Source organism: Rugosimonospora africana (assembly GCF_016862975.1).
Lineage (GTDB): Bacteria > Actinomycetota > Actinomycetes > Mycobacteriales > Micromonosporaceae > Rugosimonospora > Rugosimonospora africana.
Window position 1 is genome coordinate 1 of the sequence record NZ_BONZ01000213.1, and the last position, 553, is coordinate 553.

2 protein-coding genes are annotated in these 553 nt (G+C 68.4%); both read left to right on the top strand.

Features of this window, described 5'->3' with window-relative positions; all coding sequences use genetic code 11:
• Positions 1–11 precede the first annotated feature (11 nt).
• The gene (locus Raf01_RS51220) at positions 12–146 is read left to right on the top strand and encodes a hypothetical protein (RefSeq protein WP_373319808.1); all 135 of its coding nucleotides are present in this window, start codon (positions 12–14) and stop codon (positions 144–146) included.
• A 32-nt stretch (positions 147–178) separates the two neighbouring features.
• A partial coding sequence (locus Raf01_RS49280) for an alkaline phosphatase family protein (RefSeq protein WP_203925096.1) occupies positions 179–553 on the top strand: 375 nt, incomplete at its 3' end.

Genomic DNA, 553 nt, shown 5'->3' on the forward strand with positions numbered 1-553 from the left:
TCAACTCGGCGCTGAACACCCCGTCCGCGGTCGCGATCGACCAGTCGACGAACGTGCTCTACATCGCCGACACGAAGAACAGTGCGATCGCCGAGGTGCTCGGCCTCGCCCAGCCCGGTACCGCAGCTGGCCCGACGGCACACTGACGCCCGACTCCGAGACGAAGAAGAGACAGGCAATGACTGACAAGCGCACGAATCCGTCCACGCCGTCGATCTCGCGACGCCGGTTCCTCGCCAGCGCGGCCAGCCTCGCGGGCGCGGCCGGCCTGGCCGGGATCCTGCCGGAGAATCTCGCCGAGGCCGCGACCGCCAAGGCGAAGGGCTTCGACCTCTCCCAGGTCAAGCACGTCGTGTACGTGATGGCCGAGAACCGGTCGTTCGACCACTACTTCGGCACCTTCCCCGGGGTGCGAGGGTTCAGCGACAAGAAGGCGATCCGGCTGCCCAACGGCCGCTCGGTGTTCCAGCAGCCGGACCCGGCGAACCCGGACGGCTACCTGGAGCCGTTCCACATGTCGACGATCACGACCGGTGCCGCGGCGGTTCCGTCG